General features: G+C 61.5%; 23 protein-coding genes and 1 pseudogene. 14 read left to right on the top strand and 10 right to left on the bottom strand.

All coding sequences use genetic code 11. The features are described 5' to 3' along the window. Positions 1-14 precede the first annotated feature (14 nt). The gene (locus JFT66_RS00560) at positions 15-881 is read right to left on the bottom strand and encodes a pirin family protein (RefSeq protein ID WP_198858588.1); all 867 of its coding nucleotides are present in this window, start codon (positions 879-881) and stop codon (positions 15-17) included. Positions 882-945: 64 nt separating this feature from the next. Next, positions 946-1,362, bottom strand: coding sequence for an OsmC family protein (locus JFT66_RS00555; protein ID WP_034118931.1), 417 nt, complete (start codon positions 1,360-1,362; stop codon positions 946-948). A 138-nt stretch (positions 1,363-1,500) separates the two neighbouring features. Between JFT66_RS00555 and JFT66_RS00550 the strand changes: the two genes are divergently transcribed. The 3 genes and pseudogenes from JFT66_RS00550 (at position 1,501) to JFT66_RS30120 (ending at position 4,245) form a co-directional block, all read left to right on the top strand. Continuing rightward, positions 1,501-2,523, top strand: a complete 1,023-nt coding sequence (locus JFT66_RS00550; protein WP_198858587.1) for an amidohydrolase family protein — start codon at positions 1,501-1,503, stop codon at positions 2,521-2,523. A 96-nt stretch (positions 2,524-2,619) separates the two neighbouring features. Then, positions 2,620-3,390: pseudogene (locus tag JFT66_RS30125) on the top strand (MCP four helix bundle domain-containing protein); the annotation flags it as partial. Further along, complete coding sequence (locus tag JFT66_RS30120) at positions 3,382-4,245, top strand: methyl-accepting chemotaxis protein (RefSeq protein ID WP_411829029.1); 864 nt, start codon at positions 3,382-3,384, stop codon at positions 4,243-4,245. The pseudogene JFT66_RS30125 and the gene JFT66_RS30120, both read left to right, overlap by 9 nt. A gap of 186 nt (positions 4,246-4,431) precedes the next feature. On the opposite strand, the gene fabB is transcribed toward JFT66_RS30120, so the two are convergent. The 5 genes from fabB to JFT66_RS00520 form a co-directional block, all read right to left on the bottom strand. Then, positions 4,432-5,652 (bottom strand): beta-ketoacyl-ACP synthase I, encoded by a 1,221-nt coding sequence (gene fabB, locus JFT66_RS00540; protein WP_034118934.1) that lies wholly within the window; start codon positions 5,650-5,652, stop codon positions 4,432-4,434. A gap of 11 nt (positions 5,653-5,663) precedes the next feature. Next, positions 5,664-6,179 carry a 3-hydroxyacyl-[acyl-carrier-protein] dehydratase FabA gene (gene fabA / locus JFT66_RS00535; protein ID WP_003210552.1) on the bottom strand — a complete coding sequence of 172 codons (516 nt, stop codon included), beginning with the start codon at positions 6,177-6,179 and terminating at the stop codon, positions 5,664-5,666. 249 nt (positions 6,180-6,428) lie between these two features. Next, on the bottom strand, positions 6,429-8,330 hold the full coding sequence (locus JFT66_RS00530; RefSeq protein ID WP_034118935.1) for an ATP-binding protein: 1,902 nt from the start codon (positions 8,328-8,330) through the stop codon (positions 6,429-6,431). Further along, positions 8,327-9,256, bottom strand: coding sequence for an ABC transporter substrate-binding protein (locus JFT66_RS00525; RefSeq protein WP_198858586.1), 930 nt, complete (start codon positions 9,254-9,256; stop codon positions 8,327-8,329). Before JFT66_RS00525 ends, JFT66_RS00530 begins: the two co-directional genes overlap by 4 nt. Before the next feature lies 1 nt (position 9,257). Beyond that, a complete protein-coding gene (locus JFT66_RS00520) occupies positions 9,258-11,381 on the bottom strand; it encodes a TonB-dependent receptor plug domain-containing protein (protein ID WP_332875109.1) in 2,124 nt (707 codons plus the stop codon). Between the two features lie 195 nt (positions 11,382-11,576). Between JFT66_RS00520 and JFT66_RS00515 the strand changes: the two genes are divergently transcribed. The 9 genes from JFT66_RS00515 (at position 11,577) to JFT66_RS00475 (ending at position 19,422) form a co-directional block, all read left to right on the top strand. Further along, entirely contained in the window at positions 11,577-12,602 is a 1,026-nt protein-coding gene (locus JFT66_RS00515) for an NAD(P)H-dependent glycerol-3-phosphate dehydrogenase (RefSeq protein WP_198858585.1), read from the top strand. A gap of 10 nt (positions 12,603-12,612) precedes the next feature. Continuing rightward, positions 12,613-12,960, top strand: a complete 348-nt coding sequence (locus JFT66_RS00510) for a DUF4389 domain-containing protein (protein WP_198858584.1) — start codon at positions 12,613-12,615, stop codon at positions 12,958-12,960. Continuing rightward, on the top strand, positions 12,957-13,406 hold the full coding sequence (gene sixA / locus JFT66_RS00505) for a phosphohistidine phosphatase SixA (protein WP_198858583.1): 450 nt from the start codon (positions 12,957-12,959) through the stop codon (positions 13,404-13,406). The genes JFT66_RS00510 and sixA overlap by 4 nt, the downstream gene beginning before the upstream one ends. An 86-nt stretch (positions 13,407-13,492) precedes the next feature. Further along, positions 13,493-15,142, top strand: a complete 1,650-nt coding sequence (locus tag JFT66_RS00500) for an AMP-binding protein (RefSeq protein ID WP_198858582.1) — start codon at positions 13,493-13,495, stop codon at positions 15,140-15,142. A gap of 30 nt (positions 15,143-15,172) precedes the next feature. After that, a complete protein-coding gene (locus tag JFT66_RS00495; protein ID WP_198858581.1) occupies positions 15,173-15,616 on the top strand; it encodes a hotdog fold thioesterase in 444 nt (147 codons plus the stop codon). Between the two features lie 97 nt (positions 15,617-15,713). Continuing rightward, positions 15,714-16,517 carry an alpha/beta fold hydrolase gene (locus tag JFT66_RS00490; RefSeq protein WP_198858580.1) on the top strand — a complete coding sequence of 268 codons (804 nt, stop codon included), beginning with the start codon at positions 15,714-15,716 and terminating at the stop codon, positions 16,515-16,517. Then, positions 16,514-17,368: an alpha/beta hydrolase gene (locus JFT66_RS00485; RefSeq protein ID WP_153870622.1), complete on the top strand. Its 855-nt coding sequence runs from the start codon at positions 16,514-16,516 to the stop codon at positions 17,366-17,368. The genes JFT66_RS00490 and JFT66_RS00485 overlap by 4 nt, the downstream gene beginning before the upstream one ends. A gap of 102 nt (positions 17,369-17,470) precedes the next feature. Then, a complete protein-coding gene (locus JFT66_RS00480; protein ID WP_034118945.1) occupies positions 17,471-18,289 on the top strand; it encodes a DUF4892 domain-containing protein in 819 nt (272 codons plus the stop codon). 71 nt (positions 18,290-18,360) lie between these two features. Continuing rightward, complete coding sequence (locus tag JFT66_RS00475) at positions 18,361-19,422, top strand: AI-2E family transporter (protein WP_034118946.1); 1,062 nt, start codon at positions 18,361-18,363, stop codon at positions 19,420-19,422. A 49-nt stretch (positions 19,423-19,471) separates the two neighbouring features. On the opposite strand, the gene JFT66_RS00470 is transcribed toward JFT66_RS00475, so the two are convergent. Continuing rightward, positions 19,472-20,509 carry a sensor histidine kinase gene (locus JFT66_RS00470; RefSeq protein ID WP_153837829.1) on the bottom strand — a complete coding sequence of 346 codons (1,038 nt, stop codon included), beginning with the start codon at positions 20,507-20,509 and terminating at the stop codon, positions 19,472-19,474. Further along, positions 20,509-21,273 carry a response regulator gene (locus JFT66_RS00465; RefSeq protein ID WP_198858579.1) on the bottom strand — a complete coding sequence of 255 codons (765 nt, stop codon included), beginning with the start codon at positions 21,271-21,273 and terminating at the stop codon, positions 20,509-20,511. The genes JFT66_RS00470 and JFT66_RS00465 overlap by 1 nt, the downstream gene beginning before the upstream one ends. A gap of 259 nt (positions 21,274-21,532) precedes the next feature. Here JFT66_RS00465 and pyrF point away from each other — a divergent pair, with 259 nt between their 5' ends. Beyond that, positions 21,533-22,231 (top strand): orotidine-5'-phosphate decarboxylase, encoded by a 699-nt coding sequence (gene pyrF / locus JFT66_RS00460; RefSeq protein ID WP_198858578.1) that lies wholly within the window; start codon positions 21,533-21,535, stop codon positions 22,229-22,231. Positions 22,232-22,535: 304 nt separating this feature from the next. Here pyrF and JFT66_RS00455 read toward each other — a convergent pair whose 3' ends face one another. Next, entirely contained in the window at positions 22,536-23,543 is a 1,008-nt protein-coding gene (locus JFT66_RS00455; protein WP_153837830.1) for an NADP-dependent oxidoreductase, read from the bottom strand. A 229-nt stretch (positions 23,544-23,772) separates the two neighbouring features. On the opposite strand from JFT66_RS00455, the gene JFT66_RS00450 reads away from it, so the two are divergent. Next, complete coding sequence (locus JFT66_RS00450; protein ID WP_198858577.1) at positions 23,773-24,534, top strand: SDR family oxidoreductase; 762 nt, start codon at positions 23,773-23,775, stop codon at positions 24,532-24,534. The last annotated feature ends 195 nt before the right edge of the window (positions 24,535-24,729 follow it).

Raw genomic sequence — 24,729 nt, 5'->3', positions numbered from 1 at the left:
CTTGCCCCCGATAGCTATTTCACAGGCAACTCAATTCTTTCTGACTCCCCCGGCACTGTGGGCCAATCCCCAGCCGCCCACCGCTGCCTGGCCTGCTCGATCATCGCCGGATCGCTTGCCACGAAATTCCAGTTGATCCGCCGTGGCCCATCCAGCGGAGCACCGCCAAATATCACCACATGGCAATCGGTTTCGGCAAACAGGGTCATCTCCTGCCCGAGTGGTAGTACCACCAGGCTATGCACCGCCAGTGGCTCACCGTCGAGCTGCGCTTCACCTTCCAGCACATACACCGCGCGCTCCTCATGTTCATCGGGGATCAGCAGGGTGGTAGCCGTTTGCATCTGCACCTCGGCATACAGCGTCGGCGAGAGCACTGGCACGGGTGATTTGAGGCAGAAGCCATCGCCGGCGATCAGGCGCACCTGCACGCCGAGGTTATCGCTCATCGGCAGGCTCGACGCCGGGTGATGGCTGTAATGGCCCGGCCCGGTTTCGTGGTCCTTGGGGGAGGCGAGCCACACTTGCAGGCCATGCAGGTTGAAACCACTGGCCTTCAGGTTTTCAGGCGTGCGCTCGACGTGGGCAATTGCGCTGCCAGCGGTCATCCAGCTGACATCGCCGGCCTGCACCACCTGGTCCGAGCCAAGGCTGTCCTTGTGCTGCAACGCGCCTTCAAACAGATAGGTGAGGGTGGACAGGCCGATATGCGGATGCTGGCGGATATTCATGCCGGTACCCGGGGCATAGCAGGTCGGCAGCATATGGTCGAAAAACACAAACGGCCCCACGCTGCGGCATTCACGGGAGGGCAGCGGGCGCAGGATCGGCTGGCCTTCTACATCTTCAGCGCGGGCGTGGATCACGGTGAGGGTGGTCATGGGGCATCCCTGTCTGAGCGAGTTAGATGGTAATGAGCATAACCCGCTCGACAGGAGGTTGGGACTATTGGCTGAAGGCGCCTTCCGACAATTTTGTCTCGATAGTGACTTCGGCGGTAGTCATCAGCTTGTGTACCGGGCACTTGTCAGCGACGCGGTGCAGCTCATCGCGCTGCGCGTCGGTGAGGACGCCCTTGAGGGTCAGCTTTACGTTTAGCTTGTATTTGCCCTTTTGCTCCTCGGTGCTGTCGTGGCTGACCTCCACCGTCACGCCCGTCAGCGGGATGTCTTTTTTCTGCGCGTAGAGCCTGACGGTCAAGGCTTTGCACGACGCCAGTGCAGCATCGAAGTAATCGTGGGGCGAGGGCGCCGAGTCATCGCCGCCCAGGCTTTTGGGCAGGTCGGTAAACAGCTCGTGATTATTGATGTTGACGCTGTGACGAAAGTTATCGTGATTCAGGGTATTTACGGTAACAGGCATAGAGCACCTCACAATGGGCAGGATGAAGGTCATGCAGTTATAGAACATGCTGGCCCGCGAGTGTTCCGGTTTTTTCTGCGCTGAACCCGGATGCCTGGCGCAAGGTCTACCCGTATCAGCCCTTATTGAGGTTTTACCGTGCTTCGGACCCGCCTGAGTCTTGCCCTGTTGCTCGCCGCCAGCAGCCTTGTCGCGCAGGCTCGCGACTATGCCTACAGCGACGCGCACCTGCATTACGTGGATTTCTTCCAGGAGACGGCAGGGATGGACAAACTGCTCGAGGCCATGGCGAAAAACCGCATCGAGCATGTGATGATCTCCGGCATTCCCGTGGCCAAGAAATGGCACGAAGACGAGCCCAAGCGTCCGCGCTATTACGCCGGTGACGATGCCGATGCCTATTGGTACAGCGCCACTGATGTGATTGTCACGGCGGCGGTGAATAAACTGACCCCCGAGCAACGTCAGCACTTTCATCCGTTCCTGGCCGGCTTCAATCCTAACGACAAGAACTCCGCTGCCCATATCCAGCGCATGCTCGACCTTAACCCGGGGCTGTGGCAGGGCATCGGCGAAGTGTTCACCCGCCACGACGACCTCACCGCCCTGACCTCCGGTGACACCCCTCGCGCCAACAACGAAGCCATGACGCGCATCTATCATTTGGCCGCCGAAAACGGCCTGCCAGTGATGCTGCACTCCAACATCACCTCCAAGCGCGAGCGCAACCCGCTGTACCTGGCGGAAGTCGAAGAGCCATTGCGCAACCACCCGCATACGCGCTTCATCTGGGCCCATGCTGGCACCAGCAAGGAAATCCACCGGCACCAGGTGCAGATGGACTTTTTGCTGCCTACCTTGAGCCGCATGCTTGAGGCATACCCCAATCTGTATATCGACCTGTCCTGGAGCGTGCTCACACCTTACCTGCTGGATGAGGCGGGCAAGCCTCGGCCAGAATGGTTAAAGCTGGTGGAGCGCTTCCCGGAGCGCTTCATGCTGGGGTCCGACGTGGTAGGGCGTTTCAATAAATTGGGTAGGGAGATGCGCCGCTTCGAGCCGTTCCTCGATGCCTTGCCCGAGGATGTGGCCCGCAAGGTCGCACGGGATAACTTCCTCGCCATACTGCCCAAGCCACCTCGCGATGGGGGCGCGCGTTGATATCGCGTTTCGGTCTTATGTAAACGGGGCCGGGTGCCGATAACGTCCAAGAGACCCGCTGCAGGTGGATGCAGTTCTTTTGGAAGGAATCCTGGCATGAGTATCCGTAGTTTGAATATTGCACCGCGCGCCGGCTTGGGCTTTGGCGTGCTGGCCTTGATGGTCTTCGCATTGGGCGGCTTCGCCCTGTTGCAGATGGCCAATATGCGCCAGCAGTCGGACCAGGTGGAGAACAACTGGCTGCCCAGCGTGATGGCGGTGGGGGAGATGAGTCAGGACTTGCTGCGTGTGCGCGCCCTGACCTTGCGCCTATTGGTCAATCGCGATCCGCAGGCGGTGTCGCAGAATGAGCAAAAGCTGACAGACCTCAAAGGTGGTCTGCATCACGCGCAAACGCTCTATGAAGGGCTGATTGTCCTCCCTGAAGAGCGCACCTTGTTCGACCGCTTCAAGAGCCAGGAGCAACAATACCTGCAACGCCAGGAGCAGGTGATGGCGTTCTCCAAAGCCGGCCAGCTCGACGCGGCGATCAAGGTGGTCAACGGTGAAATGAATCAACTGGCCGATGACATGGCCGTGACCCTGCACGACTTGGTCAACCTGAACAAGATCAATGCCAACCAGGCGGCGAGCCTCGCGCAAAGCGTGTTCAGTCAATCGCGGACTGGGGTCATTGGCATGATCATCCTCACGGCGTTGATCACCATCGGCTTGGCGGTCTGGCTGACCCGCAGCATCGTGCTGCCACTGGCGCAGTCGCTGAAAGTAGCCCAGGGCGTAGCTACTGGTGACCTGACTGGCGAGATCAGTGTGACCGGCAGCGATGAGCCGGCGCGTTTGCAGCAGGCCCTCAAGGACATGCAGGGGAACCTGCGCGATACCATCCGACGTATTGCCGAATCGTCGAATCAATTAGCCTCTGCCTCAGAAGAGCTTAATTGTGTGACTGAGGACGCCACGCGGGGCCTGCACCAGCAGAACCAGGAAATCGAACAGGCTGCCACGGCGGTCAACCAGATGACGGCGGCGGTAGAAGAGGTGGCGAGTAACGCGGTGGCCACTTCCCATGCTTCACGCGAGTCCGACCGTATCGCCCAGCAGGGACGTGAGCAGGTACAGCAAACGGTGGTGTCGATTGAAGCCCTGGCTACCGATGTGACCGCCAATGCGACCCAGGTCGAGGATCTGGCGCAGAAGGTCTACGGTATCAGCAAAGTGCTGGATGTGATTCGTTCGATTGCCGAGCAAACCAACCTGCTGGCGCTGAACGCGGCGATTGAAGCGGCGCGAGCCGGCGATGCCGGGCGCGGTTTTGCGGTGGTGGCTGATGAAGTGCGCGCCTTGGCCCATCGCACGCAACAGTCGACCCAGGAAATCGAGCAGATGATCAGTGGGATTCAGCAGGGCACCGACCAGGCGGTCAGCTCCATGCAACAGAGCAACACGCGAGCGCGTTCCACGCTGGAAATCGCCAAGTCGGCGGGTATGGCGCTGGAAGAGATTGCCTCGGCGTTTACCCTGATCAACGAACGCAACCTGGTGATTGCCAGTGCTTCGGAGCAACAGGCGGCGGTAGCGCGGGAGGTGGATCGCAATTTGATGAATATCCGCGACCTGGCGCACCAGACGTCTACCGGGGCGAACCAGACCAGTGCGGCGAGCCAGGAGTTGTCGCGGTTGGCGGTGGATCTGAACACGATGGTGGCGCGGTTTTCGGTGTAGGGGGGGGAACCGGGTTGGCCCATTCGCAGGCAAGCCGGCTCCCACACTGGACTGCATTCCTTCAGGATGAACGCGGTCGAAGGTGGGAGCTGGCTTGCCTGCGATGAAGGCGACGCGGTTTCAAATCAAAGCGCAAAAAAAGCCCCGAACCAGTCGGGGCTTTTTCACATGATCAACCTGCGGGGCTTACTTGCCCTGCCAGCGTTTCAGTACCAAGGTAGCGTTGGTGCCACCAAAACCGAAGCTGTTGCTCATCACGGTGTCGATCTTGGCGTTTTCGACGGTCTTGGTCAGGATCGGCATGTCGGCAACGGCCGGGTCGATCTCTTCGATGTTGGCCGAACCGGCCATGAAGTTGCCTTCCATCATCAGTAGGCAGTAGATTGCTTCGTGAACGCCAGCGGCGCCCAGGGAGTGGCCGGACAGGCTCTTGGTCGAGCTGATCGCCGGAGCCTTGTCGCCAAATACCGCACGCACGCCTTCCATTTCCTTGGCGTCGCCGACCGGAGTCGAGGTGCCGTGGGTGTTCAGGTAGTCAATTGGGGTATCCACGGTGGACATTGCCATTTGCATGCAGCGGATAGCGCCTTCGCCGCTAGGCGCAACCATGTCGTAGCCATCGGACGTCGCGCCGTAGCCAACGATTTCGGCGTAGATCTTCGCGCCACGGGCCAGGGCGTGCTCCAGCTCCTCGACCACGACCATGCCACCACCGCCGGCAATGACGAAACCGTCACGCTTGGCGTCGTAGGCACGGGATGCTTTTTCCGGGGTTTCGTTGTACTGGGTGGACAGTGCGCCCATGGCGTCGAACAGGAACGACTGGCTCCAGTGCTCTTCTTCACCGCCGCCGGCGAACACGATGTCCTGCTTGCCCAGTTGGATCTGCTCAACGGCAGTACCGATGCAGTGAGCACTGGTGGCACACGCCGAGGAGATCGAGTAGTTCACACCCTTGATCGCGAACGGGGTGGCCAGGCAGGCCGAAACGGTGCTGCCCATGGTCCGTGTTACACGGTACGGGCCAACGCGCTTCACGCCTTTTTCGCGCAGGATGTCCAGCGCTTCCATCTGGTTGAGGGTCGATGCGCCGCCGGAGCCGGCGATCAGGCCGGTGCGTACGTTCGAGACCTGGTCTTCGCTCAGGCCGGAATCGGCGATCGCGTCTTTCATGGCCAGGTAGGCGTAGGCGGCAGCGTGGCCGACGAAGCGATAGATCTTGCGATCGATCAGCTCTTCGAGGGGCAGGTCGATGGAGCCGGAAACCTGGCTACGCAGACCCATTTCGGCATATTCCGGGTTGAAGCGGATGCCAGGGCGACTTGCACGCAGGTTAGCGGTGACGGTCTCTTTGTCATTGCCCAGGCAAGAAACGATGCCCAGACCAGTGATAACGACGCGGCGCATGCGGATAACCCTTAAAAGTTGTCAGTGGAAGTGAATACGCCGACCCGAAGGCCTTCGGCAGTATAGATCTCGCGACCGTCGACAGTCACCGAACCGTCGGCGATGGCCAGGTTCAGCTTGCCCTTGAGGACGCGCTTGATTTGAATGTTGTAGGTGACTTTCTTGGCGGTCGGCAGGACCTGCCCAAAGAACTTCACCTCGCCCGAACCCAGGGCTCGGCCGCGGCCCGGCAGGCCTTGCCAGCCCAGGTAGAAGCCAACCAGTTGCCACATGGCGTCGAGGCCCAGGCAGCCGGGCATCACAGGGTCGCCTTCAAAATGGCAGGCGAAGAACCAGAGGTCCGGGGTGATATCCAGTTCGGCGACCAATTCACCTTTGCCGTACTTGCCACCCTCTTCGCTGATATGGGTGATTCGATCCACCATCAACATGTTCGGGGCGGGCAGTTGCGCGTTACCTGGGCCGAACAGCTCACCGCGACTGCAGCGCAGCAGGTCTTCCCGAGTAAAGGCGTTTTGTTTGGTCATGCGAGCTCCTCAATAATCCCATGCGGCAGGGTAGGGCAAATCTTCCCGAACCGAATGAAGCGTTCATGCCTCATAGCGGCAGCCTACACATAGACTATTGCGTTGTAGTGAAAGTCACAGCGGCAAGGCACTGAATGTACACTTGTTCACTGAAATTTTAAACCGGGCCTGTTTATCGGCCCGTTCGGGTGCCTAAGACTGCCGCACTTTCGTCTTTCACGCCAGTCGCAGTTGCCTGATGGCGGGGCGCTATTGCACCCAGCGCTGCAGGATTTGCTGCAAATCCGTACGTTTGAACGGCTTTGCCAGGTAATCGTTCATTCCGGCTGCCAGGCAGGCCTCGCGGTCGCCCTGCAAGGCGTTGGCCGTCAGGGCGATGATCGGCAGATCGGCGCAGCCGGGCAGTTGGCGAATCTGCCGAGTGGCTTCATAGCCGTCGATCAGGGGCAGGCGGCAATCCATCAAGATAGCGGTGAAAATCAGGCTCTCGGCGCTGCGGATCGCCTCGGCGCCGTCGGTGGCCAAGCTGACTTCGAAACCCAGGCTGCGCAGCATCGCTTCGACCACCGTGCGGTTGACCGGGTTGTCCTCCACCAACAGCACGTGGCGCCCATCGCCGGCGCTGGCTTTGCCAGGGGTATCTGGGGCAATGGCTGGCACATGTTGCTGGTCGATGGCCAACGGTATTTCCAAGGTGAACATCGAGCCCCTGCCTTCTTCGCTCTGGGCTCGCAAGGTACCGCCCATGCGTTCGGCCAGGGTGCGGGCAATTGGCAGGCCCAGACCGGTACCGCCATAACGTCTTGAAATAGAACTGTCGGCCTGCTGGAACGCATCGAACATCAGTTCCAGGCGTTCGGCGGAAATGCCGATACCGCTGTCGCGCACGGTGCAGGTGAACCACACCAATTCGTGGTCGAGGGTTTGCCAATGGGGCTCGACGGTCACGCTGCCGTGTTCGGTGAATTTCAACGCGTTGCCGATCAGGTTTACCAGAATCTGCCGGATCCGCGTCGGATCGCCCCGCACTCGCAGGGCATCCATGCCCATGGGAATCGGCAGCTCCAGCGTCAGCCCACGTTGCTGGGCACTGTGCTGGAAAGCCTGGGCACAACTGTTGATCAGGTCCGCCAGGTTGAAAGGGATGTGTTCCAGTTCCAGGGCGGCGCGTTCAATGCGCGAGAAGTCGAGGATGTCGTTGATCACCTTGAGCAGGTGCTCGGTGGACTCGCAAGCCAGCGCCGCATACTCGGCCTGTTCCTCGGTCATCTCGGTGGTTTCCAGCAGTTGCAGCATGCCCAGCACGCCGTTCATGGGCGTGCGCAGTTCGTGGCTCATCATCGCCAGAAAATCTGACTTGGCGTTGTTCGCACGCTCGGCTTCTTCACGGGTCTGGATCAACTGGGCCATGGCTTGCTGCTGCTCGCGGCTGGCCTGGTTGAGGCCATCGGCGAGGTTGTTGATATGTCGCGACAGGTCGCCCAATTCAGAGTCATCGACAATCGGTAGCGGGGTCTTGTAGTCGCCTTGCTGGATGGCCTTGACTGCATGGCCCATGGCGCTGATCGGCTGCGACAGGCTTGCCGCCAGGCGTCGCGCCAGCAGGAAGGTAAACAGCAGGGCGAACAGGGCAAGGATCCCTGCCTTGAACAGGATTTCTTGCTGGCGCTGGCTGAACGCATCATTGGACATGCCGACGATCACCCGGCCCAGGTAGTCTGCACGTGGCGCCTTGGGTTCGCTGAGGTTGTCCTGGAAAAAGTCAGTGCCCAACTGGATATGTTGAAGGCGGATCGGCGCCTGGAACACTTTCACCGACAGTGAGCGGTCATGTCTCTCCGACGGCTGCTCGACGTACACCAGGATGTTCTCGGCACTGTCCTGAATCTCCAGGAAGCGCACGTGGGGCGTGGCCAGGGTCGCGCGCAGCAACGTCTCGAGTACATCGTTGTTGCCGGAGATCACCCCATACTCGGTAGCGGGTGCCAGTTGGTTGGCGATCAGTTGGCCGGTGTGGTCCAGTTCCTGGCGCAGATCCTGGATACGCACGAAGGTGAAAAAGCTGATCAGCAGCAGGGTCAGCAACAGCGCGGGGCCCAGGGTGATGAGCTGGGTGCGGGTGTTGATATCCCAACGACGACGCAAGGTCATGGGCGTTTTTCTCCTTCGGCCACGCGGGCGGCGACGGCGGCTTCATCGACTTGTTCGAGGCCCAGTGAGCGCGCAACTTGCGGGTTGCCCACGACTTTGAAGTGTTGCGGGTAAAGCGTGCGTGGCCAATTGCCCGGAGGCTGGTCCAGCAGGCGGTTCAGCACCGCGAGCCAATCAGGTTGGTCGCTATAGGTGCTGGCCAGGCTGCCGGCCCTGACAAACCCGGCATTGGGCCCTACCAGCGGCAATTGTTGGGCGTAGCTGCTCAGCAACAGGTTTTTAACCGTTTTGGGGTTGTACAGTTGCGGGTCGTCGAGGCCGAGCAGCACGTCGCTGCTTTTGAACAGGGTTTGCAGCGGGCGGCTGTCGTTGGTGTTGTTCCAGAGTTGGGGCACGATCTCCAGGCCCATGGGTTTGGCTAACTGGATCAGTTCGCGCAGCAGGAATTCACTGTCGGGGCCGTAAAGCACGCCGATGCGTTGGGCCTGGGGCAGGATGTTGGCGATCAGGTGCAACTGGCGTTGCAGCGGTGGGTCGCTCCACAGCAGGCTGATTTTCGCCGGGTGCAGGTTGCCCAGGCGTTGCTGCGCCTGCAGGCGGCTGATGCGCAGCACCAGGGTCGGCGGGCCTTGGGTCTCCTGCAGGCGCCAGTCGAGGCTGGGCAGATCGAGGAGGATCAGGCGGGTGCTGGCGGGCAATTGGCTTGGCGACGGCAACTCCTTGAACGGCGTGAAGGTGACATGGTCTGCGGGGCGCTCTTGGGCAAGTGCCTGGGTGAAGGCTTGAACGCCGGCACCGTCTTCGGCTGCAGTCAGCAGGATTTCGGCGCTCCATGCAGGAGCCGCCAGCAGCAGGCACGCCAGCAGCAGGCCGCGACACCCGCGCAGTACAATAAAGAAGAGGGTCATCCGTGACTGATCGCCCATGTCAGAAGTCCAGCTGCGCGCTGAAGTAGAGGACGTGGCGATGGTCGTAGTTGTTGTCGGGCCAGGTGGTAGGCTGGTTATCGAGGCGTTGTTGCAACATGCCGGCCAGCTCCACATTGGTGTTGCCCAAGGCAATACGCTTGGCCACTCGTAGGTCAACCCGTTGGAAGCGATAGCGGTTGAGTGCGTCGTCGCCATAGTAGAACACTGCGCTGGACCAACCCTGGCCCCATTCACGCAGCCAGCCGGCCGATCCGCTGTTGCGAGCGGTTTGCGCCTTGTCCAGCGGGTTGCTGGAGGCGGCGTCGACATAAGCATAGGTCAGGCGCAGGCGGTCGGCGTTGCTCACGCGCCAGTCGAACTGTGACTCGACACCGGTAAAGCGCGAGCTGTTGGCGTTGCTTGCGATGTATTGGTTGTTGCGCAGCGGCGAGCTGATCATCTGAGTGATTTCGTCATAGAACAGCTTCACGTCGACGTTCAGCCCCAGATCGGCAAAGAAACCGTTGTAGCCCAGTTCACGTGAGCGCATCAATTCTTTGTCCAGGTCGCCAGGACCGCGTGTCACGACGAAATATTGCCCCGAGTTCTGCCCATAGGCCGGGGAGCTGAGATTGGTGACACGGTAGCTCCAATTGACGTTGTTCTCGAACATGTCTGGCGAGCGGATCGCTTCGGAATAAACCGCCCGCAAGCCGTGGCGTGGGTTGATCAGGTAATTGACCGCCACACGCGGTGTCAGCGAGTTGCCGCTCAGGTGGGTGTTTTCGTACATGGCGCCGCCTTGCAGCAGCCAGTGTTCGCTGGCGCGCCATTCCAAGTGCCCGAACAGGCGCCAGGTAGTGTCGTTCAGTGTTCCATTGAAGTAGGTGTCGGAGTCAGCGCGGTCGTAGCGGTAGTTCATGCCGCTGACCAGGCGCAGGCTGTCGGAGAGGCTGAGGGTGTCCTGGACCTCAAGGTCGTAGCGGCTTTCACGGGTGCTTTGGTCGATATCGCCGCAGACGGGGTTCTTGCCACCGTGGTTGTTCCATTGATCCAGCACCTGGTTGGCCAATGCCTGTTCGGCGGCGCTGCCGGGCGGCGGCGATCCTGGGCTGTAGGTGTTCATATGCCGCGCCAACAATTCCGCATAGTTGGGGTTGAGCTGCCAGAGCTGGGTCAGCTCCGGGCTGAACGAGACCTTGGCGTCACAGGCTTTCCAGATCTGACGGCGGTCCCATTGCTGGGCCGAGCCCTGGATATACAGGCTGTGATCAGGGTTGAAGTCGAAGTTCCAGCGCAAAGAGCCAGCGTAGTCCTTGGCGACAACATCGGAATTGCTGCCGCCTTCGGTAATCCCGTCAAACACTGGGGTGTAGGTGTAAGGACGCTGGTTGGTGCCTTCCTTGACGTTCAGTTGCCAATCGAGGCTCTGTTGCGAGTTCAGGGTCTGGCTCACCGCCAGGCTGAAACGGTTGAGACGCTGACCATCACGGCGGTCGGCGCCGACGGCATCACTGTCAAAACCGTCGTCCTGTTGCCCGGACAGGGACAGGCGCAAATCGCCGGTCTCCCAGCCCACGCCCTGGCTGGCATAGAAGTCGTTGATTCCACGTTCGCCGCGAGTGACTTTTACCCGAGAGCCCTGGCTGTTGGCCGGCGAGCGCGAGAGGATATTCACCACCGCCATCAACGCGTTGGCACCGTAGCTGACGGTGTTGGGGCCACGAAATACCTCAATGCGCTCGATATCCTCCATGGCCACCGGAATATCGCTCCAGTCCACTGTGGCCAGGCCGGCGCGGTAGACCGAGCGACCGTCGATCAACACCTGCATGCGCCGTGCATCACTGGCGCTGGTGCCGTGGTAGTTCACCGACGCTTGATTGCCAGTGGTGTAGCCGACCATCATCCCGGGCACCAACCGCAGCAATTCCGAAATGTCCCGGGCACCGCTGGCCTTGATCAGTTCGCTGTCGATCACCGTCATGCTGCCAGGCACGGCAGCGGCCGATTGCTTGAGGCGTGTGGCGGTCAAGACCTGCGGCAGCGGCTGGCTGTCGAGAAACAGATCGTCAGCCAGTGCAGGTAGGCTGCACAACAGCATCAACAGCAGAGATGAGCGAGGAGGAGGGCCCAGATACACGGCACGGCCTTGTTAATGACGGATAGCCGCCCATGTTAACCGAGGCGCGGCTATTTGCCAGTCGTCGGACTTGCAATTACTGCGCACAAACGTGGCATTTTCTGACGGGCACTCGATTTGAAGCGGGGGCTGGCCGCAAGCGGGGCGCCCCGTATAATGCCGCCATCGCCACTGGTATGGATTAACGGATTGCATATGACAGAACAGCGCCCTATCGCGGTCCTGGGAGGCGGAAGCTTTGGTACCGCCGTGGCTAACCTGCTGGCCGAGAACGGCCACGCGGTGCGTCAGTGGATGCGCGACCCCGAGCAGGCCGAAGCCATCCGCGTGCATCGGGAAAACCCCCGTTACCTTAAAGGCATCAAGATTCATCCAGCCGTGGAGCCGGTCACCGACCTGCTGGAAACCCTCACGGCCTGCGACCTGTGCTTTGTCGCGTTGCCCTCCAGCGCCTTGCGCTCGGTGTTGGCGCCCCATGCCGAACGCCTGGCGGGCAAGCTGCTGGTCAGCCTGACCAAGGGCATCGAGGCACACACTTTCAAGTTGATGAGTGAAATCCTCGTAGAGATCGCCCCGCAGGCGCATATCGGCGTGCTGTCCGGGCCGAACCTGGCGCGGGAAGTGGCCGAACATGCGTTGACCGCCACCGTGGTCGCCAGCGAAGACGAAGCCTTGTGCGAGCGCGTGCAGGCGGTGTTGCATGGCCGAACTTTCCGGGTCTACGCCAGCGGCGATCGCTTTGGCGTCGAGTTGGGCGGGGCACTGAAGAACGTCTACGCGATCATCGCCGGCATGGCCGTGGCCTTGGGCATGGGCGAAAACACCAAGAGCATGTTGATCACCCGTGCCCTGGCCGAAATGACCCGCTTTGCGGTGAACCAGGGCGCCAACCCGATGACGTTCCTCGGCCTGGCGGGCGTGGGCGATCTGATCGTCACCTGCTCGTCGCCCAAGAGCCGCAACTATCAGGTCGGGTTTGCCCTGGGCCAAGGGCTGAGTCTGGAGGAGGCGGTGACGCGCCTGGGCGAAGTGGCCGAAGGGGTCAACACCCTCAAGGTGTTGAAAGCCAAGGCCCAGGAAGTGGGCGTGTATATGCCGCTGGTCGCCGGGTTGCACGCGATCCTGTTCGAAGGGCGCACCTTGGACCAGGTCATTGAGTTGTTGATGCGGGCCGAGCCCAAGACCGATGTCGACTTTATTTCCACCAGCGGTTTCAACTGAGGAACGCGTCATGAACGATCCGAAAGCAGCCCCCAAATACGAGTCGATTGTCTTGCGCATTGTGTGGATGCTGGTGTTTGCGCTGGTGTGGCAGGTCACGCAATTCCTGCTCGGCGCGCTAGTGGTCGTGCAACTGATCTACCGCCTGATTTACGGCGCTCCGAACCTGGGCCTGATGAATGTTGGCGACAGGCTCAGCCAGTTTCTTGCGCAGATCGGCCGCTTCGGCAGCTTTCATACCGAGCAAAAGCCTTGGCCGTTCGCCGATTGGCCAACCCCGCGTGCACCGGAGGGCGAAGCGGCTCACAGCGTGCCGCCGGCTCCTCACCCGGTACGTGATGAAGAGCCAAAGCTATGAAGGTGTGGATCCTGCGCCACGGTGAGGCCCAAGGGCATGCCCGCACCGACGCCGAACGCAACCTCACCGAGCATGGTCGGGCCGAAGTATTACGCAGTGCAGCGCACCTGATCGGTCAACCTCTCAGCGCCATCATCGCCAGCCCCTATGTGCGGGCGCAGCAGACGGCGCAATTGGTGCGCGACGTGTTGGATTTTCAGCCCGAGATCCGCACGGCGTCGTGGCTGACGCCCGAGAGCAACCCCCTGCAGGTGCTGGAAAAACTCGATACCGACGACAACGTGCTGCTGGTCAGCCACCAACCGCTGGTGGGCAGCCTGATCAGCTTTTTGCAGCACGGGCATCAGCGTCAGCCGCAACCGATGTACACGGCCAGCCTGGCAGAGCTTGAGGGTGACTTTCCGCTGGCAGGCTTGATGAGACTGGTCGATGTGAAGAATCCGTAGGACGAAACTCGTCTTTGTGTGTGCTATACAGTCAACCGAGCAAGTGCTTGGTTGGCTGTATGTCGGACCACAAAGGAGCGCGTCCCATGCCTGTCGCTTTTCGTTTGCCGTTGCAGGTCTTCTTCGAGCGTGAAGCGCGGCACCCGCGCAAAGTCTTCCTGGTGCAACCCGTTGGCAACGGCGAGGTGCAGGCCCTTTCCTGGGGTGACGTCGGCCATCAGGCCCGTTGCGCCGCCCATTGGCTGCGGGCCCGGGAGTTGCCCCAGGGCTCACACATTGCCCTGATCTCAAAAAACTGCGCGCACTGGATCATCGCCGACCTCGCCATCTGGATGGCCGGGCATGTCTCGGTGCCGCTCTATCCCAACCTCACCGCCGACTCCGTTGCTCATGTGCTCACCCATTCCGAAGCGGCGCTGGCGTTGATCGGCAAGCTCGATGACTGGCCGGCGATGGCGCCGGGTATCCCGGCGGGCGTGCCGACCATCAGCCTGCCGCTGTGCCCGGAGGGGGCGTTCGATTTCAGCTGGGCGGACCTGCAAGCCTGCCCACCGATCCAGGACAACCCCGAGCCCGTTGCCTCGGCACTTGCCACCATCGTCTACACCTCCGGCACTACCGGCCTGCCCAAAGGCGTGATGCAAACCTTCGGTGCCTTGGGCTTCGCCGCCACCCGCGGTACTGAGTTGTTCGGCCTGGGGGAGGGCGACCGGCTGCTGTCCTACCTGCCGCTTTGCCATGTGGCCGAACGGATGTTTGTGGAACTGGCGTCGATCTATACCGGGCAAACCGTATTTTTTGCTGAAAGCCTGGAGAGCTTCCTGGCTGACTTGCGCAGGGCACGGCCGACGGCCTTGTTTGGCGTGCCCCGTATCTGGACCAAATTCCAGCTGGGCGTCTACGCCAAGATTCCGGAAAAACGCCTTGATACCCTGCTGCGCCTGCCCTTTATCGGCAAGCGCGTCGGCCATAAAGTCCTGGCGGGCCTGGGGCTGGATGCGCTGCGCATTGCCTTGTCCGGCGCGGCCCCGGTGCCCGAGGCCTTGCTGCGTTGGTATCAGCGCCTGGGCCTGGATGTGCTGGAGGTGTATGGCATGACCGAAAGCTGCGGCTATTCCCATGTGTGTAGCCCGGGTGCGCAGAAGCTCGGTTGGATCGGCCTGCCTTGCCCAGGTGTGGAAGTGCGCATCGACCCGTCAGGCGAAGTGCAGGTGCGTAGCGGCGCGACCATGCTGGGCTATTTCAAGGACCCGCAGAAAACCGCTGAGACGCTGACTGAGGACGGCTACCTGCGTACCGGCGACAAGGGCGAACAGGACGCTGACGGCCGTCTGCGCTTGACCGGGCGCCTCAAGGAAATCTTCAAGACCAGCAAAGGCAAATACGTGGCCCCGGCGCCGATTGAAAATCGCCTGGCCGAACATGCGCGCATCGAACAAGTGTGTGTCGTCGGGGAGGGGCTCGGCGCACCCGTAGGGCTGTGTGTTTTGTCGGCGGCGAATGACGACCGTCGAGCGCTCGGCAGCGGCCTCGAGCGCTGGTTGGAACAGGTCAACACTGCTCTGGATAAACATGAGCGCGTGCGCCAGTTGGTGGTGGTGAAAGACAGTTGGGCGGTGGAAAACGGTTTTCTGACCCCGACCTTGAAGATTAAGCGCAGCGTGATCGAGGCGACGTACGGGCCACAATTGCAGGCATGGAGCGAGCGTGCCGAAACCGTTTTGTGGCAGGATTAGGCACGTAATAAAATCAACAAGGACAACCCTATGAGCCTGTGGCGCACCCAACCGAATATCGAACAACTCAATGCCATCCAGAAAAACACCATCGGTGAGTTGCTGGATATTCGCTTCGAAAGCTTCGACGACGAATCCCTCACCGCCAGCATGGTGGTCGATCACCGCACCCATCAGCCCTACGGCCTGTTGCACGGTGGCGCCTCGGTGGTGCTGGCCGAGAGCGTTGGCTCCATGGCGGCCTACCTGTGCATCGATGCCAGCAAGTTCTACTGCGTGGGCCTGGAGGTCAACGCCAACCACTTGCGTGGTGTGCGCAGCGGGCGTGTGACGGCGGTGGCCAAGGCCATTCATATCGGGCGTACGACCCAGGTGTGGGACATCCGCCTGAGCAGCGACGATGGCAAGGCCAGTTGCGTCTCGCGCCTGACCATGGCCGTGGTGCCGCTGGGCGAAAAAACGCCGGCGCGATAGGCGTGGCGTGAGTGTCATCATTCCTGGCAGTTACAGTCATTGCTGTAGGCACCCGGCATGGTGACAATCAATCTCTGTTTTTGTTGATGGAACCTGTATGTCGCAGCACGTGTTTTTTACCCACGCCAATGGCTTCCCGTCGGCCACCTACGGCAAGTTGTTTGCCGCCCTGGCCCCGGAATATACGGTGGCTCATCTGCCGCAGCACGGTCACGACCCCAGGTTCCCCGTGGACGATAACTGGCAGAACCTGGTGGACGAGCTGATCCACCATCTGGAACAGCAACCAGAACCAGTGTGGGGCGTGGGCCATTCCCTCGGAGGCGTGCTGCATTTGCACGCGGCCATGCGTTGCCCGCAACTGTACCGTGGCGTGGTGATGCTGGATTCGCCGGTACTGACCCGCGCAGACCGCTGGGTGATCCGCGCCGCCAAGCGCTTTGGTTTTATCGACCGCCTGACTCCGGCCGGACGCACCCTCGGTCGACGTGAAGAATTCACCGACCTGGATGCCGCACGCAACTACTTCGCCGGCAAGACTCTGTTTCGTGGCTTCGACCCCGACTGCTTTGACGCGTACCTGCAACATGGCCTGCAGCAAGTGGGCGATCGCCTGCGCCTGCGTTTCGATCCGGCCACCGAAATCAGCATCTATCGCGGCGTGCCCCACACCAGCCCGGGCCAGGTGCGCCAGTTGAAGGTGCCACTGGCGGTCGTGCGGGGGCGCCAGAGCCGGGTGGTGATGCGCCACCATGCCAGCGGCGTCGACCGCCTGCCCATGGGCGAAATGCTCACCATGCCGGGTGGCCATATGTTTCCCCTCGAACGCCCCCAGGACACCGCCACCTTGATCAAGAACCTGTTCGCCCGCTGGCAAGCCCGTGAGCGCAACTGCGCATGAGCACACCTGTCGAAGAAGTTCGCCTGAGCCTGCCGCACATCGAATTGGCCGCTCATCTGTTCGGACCCGAGGACGGCCTGCCGGTGATTGCCCTGCATGGCTGGTTGGACAACGCCAACAGCTTTGCGCGCCTGGCGCCGAAGCTGAACGGGTTACGCATCGTCGCGCTGGATATGGCTGGGCACGGGCACTCGGCTCATCGTCCTGCAGGGGCCGGTTATGCCTTGTGGGACTACGTCTACGACGTGCTGCAAGTGGCCGAGCAACTGGGCTGGAAACGTTTTGCATTACTTGGTCACTCCTTGGGCGCCATCGTCTCCCTGGTGTTGGCCGGTGCCCTGCCGGAGCGGGTGACGCACCTGGGATTGATCGACGGTGTGATCCCACCCACCGCCAGCGGCGAGAACGCGGCCGAGCGCCTGGGCATGGCCTTGCAGGCGCAATTAAGCCTGCAGGACAAGCGCAAGCCGGTCTACCACACCCTAGATCGGGCGGTTGAAGCGCGAATGAAAGGCGTGGTGGCAGTCAGCCGCGAAGCCGCCGAACTGCTGGCCCAGCGCGGCTTGATGCCGGTACCGGGCGGTTACACCTGGCGCAGCGACAGCCGCCTGACCCTCGCATCGCCAGCGCGCCTGACCGATGAGCAGGCCATGGCTTTCGTGCGTCGTGTGGGTTGCCCTACGCAGTTGGTGGTCGCGGCTGACGGCATGTTGGCGAAACATTCCGAATTGCTTTCTCAGCTACCCTTCAGCGTCACCACGCTGCCAGGCGGCCATCATTTACACCTGAATGATGAGCCCGGCGCCGCTCTTGTTGCAGACTGTTTCAATCGGTTCTTCTCCACGCCTTGACTTGGCGGGGTCAACTGCCGAGGCTGGGCGGATTGAAAGGGAGTCAACCATGAACAAACCCAATACCGCTGTGACCACCATTGGCCAGGGCTCATTGATCCGATGAGCCTGGGTAAAGGATGTATCCGTGCCCTTGGCCTTTGCTGTTTCAGCCCCCTGGTGTTTGCTGCCGATGTTCCAGGCAGCCAGGATTTACCTGCCGTATCCCGCCAGGTTGACGCGCAAATCGTCGATTATCGCCCCGCTGAAGAAAAGGAACGCATCTACCCCATGGGCGCGATCCGCAAGATCAGCGGCCAGTTGCGCTCCGAAGGCCAGGCCACCGCACGCGGCCAGGCCACTGCAATCACCTATGAACTGCCCGCCGAGCACAGCTCCAGCGCCGCCTTCACCGCAACGCGCGAAGCCTTGCAGGCCAAGGGCGCGCAGTTGTTGTTCTGGTGCCAGGCCCGGGACTGCGGCGAAAGCAGCCTGTGGGCCAACGAAGTGTTCGGCAACGCCAAGCTGGTGGGCGCCGACGGCCAGCAGGAATACCTGCTGCTGCGCCTGGCCGCCCCGCAGGACAATTCGTTGGTAGCGCTGTACGGCATCACCCGCGGTAATCGTCGCGCTTATCTGCATGTCGAGCAACTCGACGCCAGCGCGCCTCTGGGCAATCTGCTGCCCACCTCGGCCACCCTGCTGCGTGAACTCAAAAGCACTGGCGAGCTGGACTTTCCCGCGCTGGGCGCCGAGCCTGACGCCACCTGGCTGACCTTGATTTCCCGCGGGCTGAACCTTGACACCACGTTGCGCATCAGCCTGAGCGGACCGAACGCCGAAGCCTGGCGCCAGGGCCTGGTCGATGCAGGAGTGCGTGCCGCGCGCCTGGAAACCGGCACCGGTGATGCTAAGGGTTTGCACCTGCATCTGATACGCTGACCGTTACAGGGCGAACGGACCCGCGCCGTTCGCCTAAGCTCTCTTCCTAAAGCCTATTCTCGAGATACCCGATGCTCAATAACGATCGCCTGCTGGTGCAAATCCTGCTGCTGGTGCTGTTCGGTGCCAGCTTCTGGGTCATGGCACCGTTCTGGTCGGCGCTGTTCTGGGGGGCGGTGCTGGCGTTTGCCAGTTGGCCGCTGATGCGTTTGCTCACCCGTTGGCTGGGTGGCCGGGAGTCCCTGGCTGCTGGCATCCTGACCCTGGGCTGGATGCTGCTGGTGGCGGTGCCGCTGGTCTGGCTGGGGTTCAACCTGGCCGACCATGTGCGGGATGCGGTGGCGCTGATCAAGGATATCCAGGTCGACGGCTTGCCCGAGGCGCCGACTTGGTTGGGCTCGATCCCGTTTGTCGGCGAGCGCCTGGTGGCGATGTGGGACAGCATTGATCAACAAGGCGCGGCGCTGATGGTCAGCATCAAGCCGTACCTTGGCCAGGTCGGCAATTGGTTGCTGGCGCGCAGTGCGCAAATTGGCGGTGGCATTCTCGAGCTGACCCTGAGCCTGGTCTTCGTGTTCTTTTTCTATCGCGATGGCCCACGCCTGGCGATGTTTGTACACCGCCTGCTGGAGCGCCTGATCGGCGAGCGTGCCGGCTACTACATCGAACTGGTGGCCGGCACGGTACAACGGGTGGTCAACGGTGTGATCGGCACCGCTGCCGCCCAGGCCCTGTTGGCGCTGATCGGCTTCCTGATCGCCGGCGTGCCGGGCGCGCTGGTGCTGGGCATCGTCACCTTCCTGCTCAGCCTGATCCCCATGGGCCCGCCGCTGGTGTGGATCCCGGCCACGGCCTGGCTGGCGTGGAAGGGCGACTATACCTATGCGGTGTTCCTGGGTGTATGGGGCACGTTCGTGATCAGCGGCGTGGATAACGTACTCAAGCCGTACCTGATCAGCCGTGGCGGCAACCTGCCGCTGGTGATTGTGTTGTTGGGCGTGTTCGGCGGGTTGATAGCGTTCGGCTTTATCGGCCTGTTTATCGGCCCGACCTTGTTGGCGGTGGCTTACAGCCTGTTGACAGACTGGAGCGCGACTCAGGCGCAGGTGCGCCGTGAAGACAAACCGTTGTAACTGACGGATAGCGGTCAATCTGGGAGTGGGCTTAGATAGGTGGCAGGTATCAAGCCCTTGGCAGCCACATGACAGCGGTCAAGCCGCCGCCAGGCGTCTCCTCCAGGCTCAGATGGCCGCCGAGGCGTTCCACCGCTTCCTTGGAAATCGTCATGCCTAGGCCGACGCCCCCGGAATTGCGATTGCGCGATCCCTCCAGGCGGAAGAACGGCTCGAACACCGCTTCGCGTTTATCCGCGGCGATCCCCGGGCCGTGGTCGATTACTCTGATCACCAAGGCCCCGCGACTGTCGGCCAGTTCTATCCGGGCTGTACCGGCGTAGCGCAGAGCGTTGTCGATCAGGTTGTTGAGGCATGAGCGCAGGGCCATCGGCTGCACCTGCAACGGCGCACAGGTGCCGGAAAATTGCACGTCGCAGCCTTGGTCCTGGGCGTTTTCGCTGAGAGATTCGACCAACGCCTGCACGTCGAGCCAGTGTCGTGTCTCGCTGGTACGTTGCTCGTGCAGGTAGCTCAGGGTGGCATCGAGCATGCCGATCATGTCGTCCAGGTCCTGGCGCATCTGGCCTTGCAGCTTGGTGTCCTCGATCTGTTCGAGGCGCAGCTTGAGCCGCGACAGCGGGGTGCGCAGGTCGTGGGAGACCGCACCGAGCATGCGTGCGCGCTGGCTGACTTGCTCGCGGATGCGTTTTTGCATCAGGTTGAAGGTCGACGCTGCTTGCCGTGCTTCACGCGGACCGGACTCCACCAGGGGCGGGCTGTCGAGGTCGACGCTCAAGCGCTCGGCTGCCGCGCTCAGGCGTTGGATCGGTCGACTCAGCAGCTTGGCGCCGTACCAGGCGGCGATGATCAGCGAGATGAATTGAAACGTCAGCGGTACCACCGGGCCGCCGAACCACGGGCGACGATGCTCCTTGTGCAACGGCTTCAGGCTGCCATCGGGCTGCTCGACGAAGGCCGCACGGGGCGGCGGTGGTGGCGGGCCGTAGTGGTGGAACCAAAAGATCGCCAACACGTGGGCCAGCACAATAGCCACCAGCAATAGGCCGAACAGTCGTCCGAACAGCGTATTGAAGGTGGCGCGCATCAACCGATATCCCGGGCGTCGAACAGGTAGCCTTCGCCGCGCACGGTCTTGATCAGTTGCGGTGCCTTGGGGTCATCCCCCAGCTTCTGGCGCAGGCGCGACACCAGCAAATCGATGCTGCGATCAAAGGCTTCAATGGAGCGGCCACGGGCGGCATCCAGCAGTTGTTCGCGGCTCAATACGCGGCGCGGGCGCTCGATAAACACCCACAACAAACGAAACTCGGCGTTGGACAGCGGTACCACCAGGCCATCATCGGCTACCAGCTGGCGCAGCACACTGTTGAGGCGCCAGGTGTCGAAACGGATATTGGCCCGTTGCTCGCCGCGGTCATCGCGCACCCTGCGCAGGATGGTCTGGATACGCGCGACCAGTTCCCGGGGCTCGAAGGGCTTGGACATGTAGTCGTCGGCGCCCAGCTCCAGGCCGATGATGCGATCGGTGGGTTCGCAGCGGGCGGTGAGCATCAGGATTGGAATGTCCGACTCGGCACGCAACCAGCGACACAACGATAACCCGTCCTCACCCGGCAGCATCAGGTCGAGCACCACCACATCGAAGGTTTCGGCTTGCATGGCTTGGCGCATGGCGGTGCCGTCGGTGACGCCCGAGGCGAGAATATTGAAGCGCGCCAGGTAGTCGATCAACAGTTCGCGGATTGGCACGTCGTCGTCGACGATCAGCGCGCGGGTGTTCCAGCGCTTGTCTTCGGCGATCACCGCGCCTTTTGGCTCTTCGTTTACAGGGACGGAAGGGGTCTGCATAGTGCGATCATCTGCCTGGGTTGTTGCTGTCAGCATAGGCGCCCGGTTCCATGGCTGGAAGTGCGGGCGGGCGGTCATGTGCGCGAGGCTAGCCGGGCGGCGTGTTGGGGGCGTGTCGTGTATGTATCGGCTTTGAAACAATTGCCCGAAATGGCGTATCTCGGGCGTTTGATCAGTATTTACCGATCATCGGATCCCGCAACGGCGCTGCTTGCGCTACAATCCGCGCCGATTTCGACCTGCCTGAGAGCCCATTCCAATGTCCGTCTGCCAGACTCCTATCATCGTCGCCCTGGATTACCCCACTCGTGACGCCGCACTGAAGCTGGCTGACCAGTTGGACCCCAAGCTTTGCCGGGTCAAGGTCGGCAAGGAACTGTTCACCAGTTGCGCTGCGGAAATCGTCGGCACCCTGCGGGACAAAGGCTTCGAAGTGTTCCTCGACCTGAAATTCCATGACATTCCCAACACCACGGCGATGGCAGTGAAAGCTGCGGCCGAAATGGGCGTGTGGATGGTCAATGTGCACTGCTCCGGCGGCCTGCGCATGATGAGCGCGTGTCGCGAAGTGCTGGAGCAGCGCAGCGGCCCGAAACCGCTGCTGATCGGCGTGACCGTGCTGACCAGCATGGAGCGCGAAGACCTGGCGGGCATCGGCCTGGATATCGAGCCCCAGGAGCAGGTCCTGCGCCTGGCGGCCCTGGCGCAGAAAGCCGGCCTGGACGGCCTGGTGTGCTCGGCCCTGGAAGCCCAGGCCCTGAAGAGCGCCCACCCGTCGTTGCAACTGGTGACCCCGGGTATCCGCCCCGCGGGCAGCGCCCAGGATGACCAGCGCCGTATCCTGACGCCGCGCCAGGCCCTGGATGCGGGCTCCGACTATCTGGTGATCGGCCGTCCGATCAGCCAGGCGGTGGATCCTGCCAAGGCACTGGCAGCAGTGGTTGCTGAAATCGCCTGATACCTGTGGGAGGGGGGCTTGCCCCCGATGGCGGACTGACAGCCGAGCAGGTTGTTGGTTTTCAGACCGAGTACATATCCGTTGCTGCGGTAACGGCAGCTATTGGTTCCGCTCTTACAGCGGGTCACTTTTGGCTGGGCCGGCATTCCGGTCCTTCTAAAAGTGAGCCGCTGTAAGAGCGGAACCCTAAGTGGCCGTTACCTAAATAACGGATATGTACTCGGTCACTCCCCCCAACATCCTGGTTAGCTGAACCCCTCTTACTAAACAGTTTGCTGCGCGACAGCGTCACATCGAAGCTGTGTCAGCTGACTTTTAAAACCAACTTCCCAAAGTTCTCACCGTTGAACAGCTTCATCAGCGTTTCCGGGAACGTCTCCAGCCCGTCGACAATATCTTCCTTGCTCTTGAGCTTGCCCTGGGCCATCCAGCCGGCCATTTCCTGCCCGGCTGCCGGGAAGTTCGCGGCGTGGTCCATCACCACGAACCCCTCCATCCGCGCGCGATTGACCAGTAATGACAAATAGTTGGCCGGGCCTTTGACGGCTTCCTTGTTGTTGTACTGGCTGATGGCGCCGCAAATGACCACGCGGGCTTTCAGCGCCAGGCGGCTGAGCACGGCGTCGAGAATGTCGCCGCCGACGTTATCGAAATACACGTCCACGCCTTTGGGGCACTCGCGCTTGAGGGCGGCAGGCACGTCTTCGTTTTTATAGTCGATGGCCGCGTCGAAGCCCAGTTCATCCACCAGGAACTTGCATTTGTCGGCGCCTCCGGCAATGCCCACCACGCGACAGCCTTTGATCTTGGCGATCTGCCCGGCGATGCTGCCCACGGCGCCCGCAGCGCCGGAGATCACCACGGTGTCGCCGGCTTTCGGCGCACCGGTATCCAGCAAAGCGAAGTAAGCCGTCATGCCGGTCATGCCCAGGGCGGACAGGTAGCGGGGCAGGGGCGCAAGCTTGGGGTCAACCTTGTAGAAACCACGGGGCTCGCCCAGGAAATAATCCTGCACGCCAAGGGCGCCATTCACGTAATCACCCACCGCGAATGTCGGGTTGTTCGAGGCGATCACTTTACCTACGCCCAGGGCGCGCATGACTTCGCCGATGCCTACCGGCGGGATGTAGGACTTGCCCTCATTCATCCAGCCACGCATGGCCGGGTCGAGTGACAAGTATTCGTTGCGCACCAGCACCTGGCCGTCAGCTGGCGTGCCCACCGGCACTTCCTGGTAGGTGAACGTCTCCCGCGTGGCCGCGCCGACCGGGCGTTTGGCGAGCAGGAATTGGCGGTTGGTCTGGGCGGTCATGGCAGGGACTCTATAGAAATGAATCATGAGTGATAGACCTTCAATGGCAGCAGGGCAAGGTAGTCCGAGGGAGGCGAATGCCCGTCAATAGGCATCGCTGATGATCAGCCAGGTGGAGTTATCACTGCGATTCATGCAGTGCCAACCGGCCCTCTGATAGTGCTGACGCGTCTTTCCCTGGGTTGGCTAGACTCGCCCCCACTGCAACTACTCCCATAGGAGACTTCCCATGAGCATGACGTTTTCCGGCCAGGTTGCCTTGGTGACCGGCGCCGCCGCTGGCATTGGCCGCGCCACCGCTCTGGCGTTCGCTGCCGAAGGCTTGCAGGTGGTGGTCGCCGACCTCGATGTGGCGGGTGGCGAGGGCACTGTCGCACTGATCCGCCAGGCTGGCGGCGAAGCGTTGTTTGTGCGTTGCAATGTCACGCTCGAAACGGACGTGCAGCAATTGATGGCGCAGACGGTTGCCACCTATGGACGCCTGGACTACGCCTTCAACAACGCTGGGATCGAGATCGAGAAGGGCAAGCTGGCCGATGGCAGCGTGGACGAGTTCGACGCCATCATGGGGGTTAACGTCAAGGGCGTGTGGTTGTGCATGAAGTACCAGTTGCCGTTGCTGTTGGCCCAGGGCCGTGGAGCCATTGTCAATACGGCGTCGGTGGCCGGGTTGGGGGCAGCGCCGAAGATGAGCATCTATGCCGCATCCAAGCATGCGGTGATCGGCCTGACCAAGTCGGCGGCCATCGAGTACGCAAAAAAGAACATCCGCGTGAATGCGGTATGCCCGGCAGTCATTGATACCGACATGTTTCGCCGCGCCTACGAGGTCGACCCGCGCAAGGCCGAATTTGCTGCGGCCATGCACCCGGTCGGGCGCATTGGCAAGGTCGAGGAAATTGCCAGCGCCGTGCTGTACCTGTGCAGTGATGGCGCGGCCTTTACCACCGGCCAGGCCTTGGCGGTGGACGGTGGTGCAACAGCCATCTAGGACTGCGCGCCGTGCCCCGTTCGAAAGGGCCCGGGGCGGTGTGGGGCGTTTCCATAGCTGGCAGACTGCCGCGGCCGAATATGTATCAGTAGGTAAATAACTCAATAAAATCAATACTTTAATAAATATCGGCGGCAAATTTTGCCGAGCTTCTGTGCTTAACTGTTTTGGGTTAACAGACAGTTGAAGTGAGTG

It is taken from the genome of Pseudomonas sp. MF6755 (assembly GCF_016405635.1).
Taxonomy (GTDB): Bacteria; Pseudomonadota; Gammaproteobacteria; order Pseudomonadales; family Pseudomonadaceae; genus Aquipseudomonas; species Aquipseudomonas haemolytica.
The sequence above is the reverse complement of the archived record's forward strand: the minus strand, read 5'-3'. Positions and strand labels throughout refer to the sequence as shown.

What these genes read in the sequence shown, in the direction of transcription:
- JFT66_RS00560 (WP_198858588.1), bottom strand. Translation starts at nt 881, where the DNA reads ATGACCACCCTCACCGTGATCCACGCCCGCGCTGAAGATGTAGAAGGC.
- JFT66_RS00555 (WP_034118931.1), bottom strand. Translation starts at nt 1,362, where the DNA reads ATGCCTGTTACCGTAAATACCCTGAATCACGATAACTTTCGTCACAGC.
- JFT66_RS30120 (WP_411829029.1), top strand. Translation starts at nt 3,382, where the DNA reads ATGCAGGGGAACCTGCGCGATACCATCCGACGTATTGCCGAATCGTCG.
- fabB (WP_034118934.1), bottom strand. Translation starts at nt 5,652, where the DNA reads ATGCGCCGCGTCGTTATCACTGGTCTGGGCATCGTTTCTTGCCTGGGC.
- fabA (WP_003210552.1), bottom strand. Translation starts at nt 6,179, where the DNA reads ATGACCAAACAAAACGCCTTTACTCGGGAAGACCTGCTGCGCTGCAGT.
- JFT66_RS00530 (WP_034118935.1), bottom strand. Translation starts at nt 8,330, where the DNA reads ATGACCTTGCGTCGTCGTTGGGATATCAACACCCGCACCCAGCTCATC.
- JFT66_RS00525 (WP_198858586.1), bottom strand. Translation starts at nt 9,256, where the DNA reads ATGGGCGATCAGTCACGGATGACCCTCTTCTTTATTGTACTGCGCGGG.
- JFT66_RS00515 (WP_198858585.1), top strand. Translation starts at nt 11,577, where the DNA reads ATGACAGAACAGCGCCCTATCGCGGTCCTGGGAGGCGGAAGCTTTGGT.
- JFT66_RS00510 (WP_198858584.1), top strand. Translation starts at nt 12,613, where the DNA reads ATGAACGATCCGAAAGCAGCCCCCAAATACGAGTCGATTGTCTTGCGC.
- sixA (WP_198858583.1), top strand. Translation starts at nt 12,957, where the DNA reads ATGAAGGTGTGGATCCTGCGCCACGGTGAGGCCCAAGGGCATGCCCGC.
- JFT66_RS00500 (WP_198858582.1), top strand. Translation starts at nt 13,493, where the DNA reads ATGCCTGTCGCTTTTCGTTTGCCGTTGCAGGTCTTCTTCGAGCGTGAA.
- JFT66_RS00495 (WP_198858581.1), top strand. Translation starts at nt 15,173, where the DNA reads ATGAGCCTGTGGCGCACCCAACCGAATATCGAACAACTCAATGCCATC.
- JFT66_RS00490 (WP_198858580.1), top strand. Translation starts at nt 15,714, where the DNA reads ATGTCGCAGCACGTGTTTTTTACCCACGCCAATGGCTTCCCGTCGGCC.
- JFT66_RS00485 (WP_153870622.1), top strand. Translation starts at nt 16,514, where the DNA reads ATGAGCACACCTGTCGAAGAAGTTCGCCTGAGCCTGCCGCACATCGAA.
- JFT66_RS00480 (WP_034118945.1), top strand. Translation starts at nt 17,471, where the DNA reads ATGAGCCTGGGTAAAGGATGTATCCGTGCCCTTGGCCTTTGCTGTTTC.
- JFT66_RS00475 (WP_034118946.1), top strand. Translation starts at nt 18,361, where the DNA reads ATGCTCAATAACGATCGCCTGCTGGTGCAAATCCTGCTGCTGGTGCTG.
- JFT66_RS00470 (WP_153837829.1), bottom strand. Translation starts at nt 20,509, where the DNA reads ATGCGCGCCACCTTCAATACGCTGTTCGGACGACTGTTCGGCCTATTG.
- JFT66_RS00465 (WP_198858579.1), bottom strand. Translation starts at nt 21,273, where the DNA reads ATGCAGACCCCTTCCGTCCCTGTAAACGAAGAGCCAAAAGGCGCGGTG.
- pyrF (WP_198858578.1), top strand. Translation starts at nt 21,533, where the DNA reads ATGTCCGTCTGCCAGACTCCTATCATCGTCGCCCTGGATTACCCCACT.
- JFT66_RS00455 (WP_153837830.1), bottom strand. Translation starts at nt 23,543, where the DNA reads ATGACCGCCCAGACCAACCGCCAATTCCTGCTCGCCAAACGCCCGGTC.
- JFT66_RS00450 (WP_198858577.1), top strand. Translation starts at nt 23,773, where the DNA reads ATGAGCATGACGTTTTCCGGCCAGGTTGCCTTGGTGACCGGCGCCGCC.